The following is a 4070-nucleotide window of genomic DNA, read 5'->3' on the forward strand; positions in this document are numbered from 1 at the left end:
CCACCAGAAGGTTCCCGCATCTGGCTGGACACGTTTGTGCTGACGGAGTTCCCCAGCCCCATGTATGCGCTGCCGGAGGAGTCCCTGCGGGCGCTCGTGGGAGAGGAGGCGTTCGGAGAATGGCGCTTGGAGGTCTGGGACATGCGGGCGGGAGCCACCAATCCGCCACCGGTGCTCCGCAGCTGGCAGTTACGGTTTGTGTTCTTCAATGAGGCGGCGGCCCCGGGGCGGTTGGTGAATCAGGAAACGGTGACCAACACCGTGCCGCCGGGACAGATGCTGTTCCACGTTGTGGATGTGCCCGCCTGGGCGGTGGCGGTCACCAACACGCTGGTTTACGCCTCCGTGCCGGTGAATCTCTGGTTCAATCAGGATCAGGCACCGTACGGCACGAATACGGGTGATGTGCTGTTGCTGTCGCAGAGCACCGGCGGTAGCGTGACACTGACGGCCGGCTCCACGCCGCCGCTGATGCCGGGTCGAAGGTATTATTTGGCTGTTCAGAACACGAATGCCGCGCCCGCCACATACGCGTTGCGAGTGGATTTCAACGTAACACCGCTGACGAATGGCGTGCCGTTGTTCGGGATGGAGGCTCCGGGCAGCGGACCAAGGTACTTCAGCTTTGAGGTATCGCCCGCGGCCTCTGCACTGGTGATCCGCATGACCGACTTGACCGCCAACGCCGACCTTGTGGTTCGGAAGGCGCCCAACTTCCCGACGCTCGCCGAGTTCGACTATGGCAGTTTCCGGCCCGGCTATATGGCGGAGGAGGTCGTGATCATGACGAACTCGGCCCCCGTGCCGTTGACGCCGGGAACCTGGCTGATCGGCGTGTACAACCGGGACACGGCACCGGCTTCCTACACGTTGCTGGCCGTCGAGCAGGCATGGACCTCTCCGATTATCACCCTGACCAACGGGGTGCCGTATCTTGGTGCGCTTGCGGTGGATGAGATCGATTACTTCCGGTTTGTCGTGCCGGCGGAGGCGCGACGGGCACAGTTCGATGTCATGGACCCAACCGGGGATGTGATCCTGGTGGCTCGCAAGGGCTGGCCGCCGGCCACGCTGGACAACTTCGATTACGTGAGCATGAATCCGGGCCGGAGTGACGAACAGATCGTGCTGTTCCCGGATAGTGACCCGATTCCGCTCGCTCCCGGGGAGTGGTACCTGTCGGTCGTTAACGGGTCGGGGAATCCCGCCTCCTATGTGGTGCGAGCCACGGCGTGGCCGGAGACGGGCCGGCCGGTGACCGTCACGGGCGCGACTTTGGTGGGAACGAACCTCTGCTTGTCGTGGTCGGCGTTGCCGGGTGCGCGGTATTACGTGGAAGGCACCGAAACGATCGAGGCGCCCCAGTGGGTCCCGGTCTCACCGAACCTGACACCGACCAACAACCCCGCCACCTGGTGCATCCCCCTGCCGTCCCAGTACCATTTCTTCCGCGTGGTGGACGGAATTCGCGGGGAACCCTGAGCGGCGAAGACGGGAGCCGGCCATGGAGCGGGGCCATGTCGCTGTTTTGTGTGCGAATCCGGCCCTGGATGTAGAGTGGCTTGTGGACGGCCTCCGTGAGGAGGAGCGGAACCGGGTCTTGGAGGAACGCCGCTGGGCCGGTGGCAAGGGGGTCAATGTGGCCCGTTGGCTCCGATACCTGGGCGTGCGGACTCGACTGGTCTTACCGGTGGGCGGCGACACGGGAGCGGAACTGCTCGGCCTGCTGCGCAGGGAAATGCTGGCCGGCGAGGCCTGCGAAATCCACGGTGCCACGCGGGTGAACGTGGTGATCACCACCCCGGCCGGGAGACAGTGGCGGTTCAACCGCGAGGGTCCAACACTCCGGCGCGGGGAATGGCAGGCGGTGGTAAAACAGTTTGTGGCTTCCATGGAGGGGGCCTCGCTGGCCGTGTTATCGGGTAGTCTGCCCCCGGGCGTGAACCGGGATGCGTATGCCGACTTGATCGGGCGTGCGCGGGCTTGCGGAGTGCCCACGGTTCTGGATTGCGAGGGAGAGGCCTTGCGCAAGGCCCTGACCGCAGGGCCGTTTCTGGTGAAGGTGAACCAGGCGGAGCTTGCAGACTGGTGGGGCCGGGAACTCGCGGATGAGGCGGAGGTGCTGGAGGCGGCCGCTTCCATGACGGAGGCCGGTGCGGAGTGGGTGTTGGTGACACGCGGGCCCGAGCCGGTTCTGTTGATACAACGGGGACAGGGACTGCGGATCAGGCGCCCGGTGCCCAGGGTCAGGGTGCGAAACCGGTTGGGGGCGGGCGATGCGCTGATGGCGGGACTGTGTTGCGGGTTGGTGAAGGGACGCGCTGCGGAAGAATGGGTTGCCATGGGAATTGATACGGCGGCCGTTTTTCTCCGGTCCGAGCCCGGTCGACGGCCCCCGGCCCCGGCATTGAAACGGCTTCGTGCCCGGCTTGGCCGAGCCCGGGACGGGGCCTGACGGGTGTAGGATCGGGCCGGTTTCCCGGGGCGAGGGCGTCCGCTGACAGGGGGCGCAATTCGGGTTATGGTAATGGTATGAGACCGGTTGGCGTTCCCCTGGGAGCGCTGGTGAGCTGGGGATTGTTCATGAGTGTTTCGTTTGTGGGTTGTGCACCGCCCGAAGAGCCGCAGGCCCAGACGGAATTGCGGCGTCGGATGGTGCGGGAGCAATTGCGCGGGCCCGGACGGGACATCCGTAACGAGCGGGTTTTACAGGCCATGGAGAAGGTTCCCCGGCACGAGTTTGTGCCGGAGTCGGTCCGCGCCCATGCCTACGAAGACCGGCCGTTGCCGATTGGTTACGGCCAAACCATTTCCCAACCCTTCATCGTGGCGTTCATGACGGAACAGGTGAACCCGCAACCGGGGGAAAGGATTCTGGAGGTCGGCACAGGGTCGGGATATCAGGCCGCCATCCTGGCGGAGATGGGAGCCGAAGTTTACACGATCGAGATTCTGCAACCGCTGGCGGAGCGTGCCGAATCCACCCTGCGCCGTCTGGGCTATACGAACGTGCACGTTCGAACCGGCGACGGGTATCTGGGCTGGCCGGAAGCCGCACCGTTTGACGCGATCCTTGTCACGTGCGCGCCCGACCACGTGCCCGCCCCATTGGTGGAACAGCTCAAGGATGGTGGTCGGATGATCATCCCCGTGGGACCTCCGGGGATGCAAGAGTTGGTGGTTTTACGAAAACGGGAGGGGAAGCTGGAGCGACGGGCGGTGCTGCCGGTCCTTTTCGTGCCGATGACGGGTCCCGGAGTGGAAGGAACCAAACGATAGGAAAGAATGACGACCGTTCCGGGCGGACAGATCCGCCTTGTGTGCATCATCCGGTCGCCCCCGGGACCGCCGGGCGACCGCGGGTTGGGATGGGGACACTGATCACTCGCCCGGGCATCAGGCGCCGGCGATGGCGTTCAATCGCGCGCTGAGCCGGGACTTGGCGCGGGCAGCCCGGCCGAGCGGGATGACGCCGGCCTGGACGGCCTTATCCACCGCCGACACGTAGGAGCGGAAGGCCTCTTCTGCCGCCTTGCGGTCGCCGGTGGCGAGCGCGGCCATGTAAGCCTTCTTCAGGCGCTTGATGCGCGTCTTGTAGGCCAGGTTCCGGCGCCGACGCCGTTCGCTAACCCGTACTGCCCGTTCTGCAGACTTCGTGTTCGCCATATCGATGTTCGTTGCGACCCCTTGGGTCGTTCAAAAACCAGTGGCCGAACAACGTACCAACCGGGCGCCGGTTGTCAATCGCTGAACTGGACAGCCAATGGGCAACGTGAATCCTTAGCCAGCCGTTGGGGCGGGGTGCAAAACGATGTTTTCGAATCGGAGGAGTCTCTAAACGGGATCGGGGAGGGATCTGGGGCCCATCGGGGAGGGGTCGCCCGGGCGCCGGAAGGGCCGCAGGGCCAAGCCAGGGTGGTCTTTTTCCCAGATGCGGGCATGCTCCGCCCTGGCCGCCAGGGGCGGTCGGCGCGTGCGGGGTTCGTGCCGTGGCTCCGGTTTAGCCGGAGGGCACCGCCGCTTCCGCCGCCACGGCCCGCCACCAGCGCGCTTGCCACTGGTGCCACCAG

General features: G+C 65.3%; 4 protein-coding genes. 3 read left to right on the top strand and 1 reads right to left on the bottom strand.

Annotated features, from left to right (window positions below; all coding sequences use genetic code 11):
- The 3 genes from G4L39_RS10005 to G4L39_RS10015 form a co-directional block, all read left to right on the top strand.
- The coding region (locus tag G4L39_RS10005) for a hypothetical protein (protein ID WP_165107915.1) at positions 1 to 1482 on the top strand (1482 nt) is incomplete at its 5' end.
- A gap of 22 nt (positions 1483 to 1504) precedes the next feature.
- Positions 1505 to 2455: a 1-phosphofructokinase family hexose kinase gene (locus tag G4L39_RS10010; protein WP_165107916.1), complete on the top strand. Its 951-nt coding sequence runs from the start codon at positions 1505 to 1507 to the stop codon at positions 2453 to 2455.
- 77 nt (positions 2456 to 2532) lie between these two features.
- Positions 2533 to 3279, top strand: coding sequence for a protein-L-isoaspartate(D-aspartate) O-methyltransferase (locus G4L39_RS10015; RefSeq protein WP_240893923.1), 747 nt, complete (start codon positions 2533 to 2535; stop codon positions 3277 to 3279).
- 117 nt (positions 3280 to 3396) lie between these two features.
- Here the strand turns inward: G4L39_RS10015 and rpsT are convergent, their stop codons facing one another.
- On the bottom strand, positions 3397 to 3666 hold the full coding sequence (gene rpsT / locus G4L39_RS10020; RefSeq protein WP_165107917.1) for a 30S ribosomal protein S20: 270 nt from the start codon (positions 3664 to 3666) through the stop codon (positions 3397 to 3399).
- Positions 3667 to 4070: the final 404 nt, after the last annotated feature.

The organism is Limisphaera ngatamarikiensis (assembly GCF_011044775.1).
In the GTDB taxonomy this organism is placed as follows: Bacteria; Verrucomicrobiota; Verrucomicrobiia; order Limisphaerales; family Limisphaeraceae; genus Limisphaera; species Limisphaera ngatamarikiensis.

Excerpts from the sequence above, each read along its gene's own strand:
- G4L39_RS10010 (WP_165107916.1), top strand. The coding sequence starts at position 1,505 with ATGGAGCGGGGCCATGTCGCTGTTTTGTGTGCGAATCCGGCCCTGGAT.
- G4L39_RS10015 (WP_240893923.1), top strand. The coding sequence starts at position 2,533 with ATGAGACCGGTTGGCGTTCCCCTGGGAGCGCTGGTGAGCTGGGGATTG.
- rpsT (WP_165107917.1), bottom strand. The coding sequence starts at position 3,666 with ATGGCGAACACGAAGTCTGCAGAACGGGCAGTACGGGTTAGCGAACGG.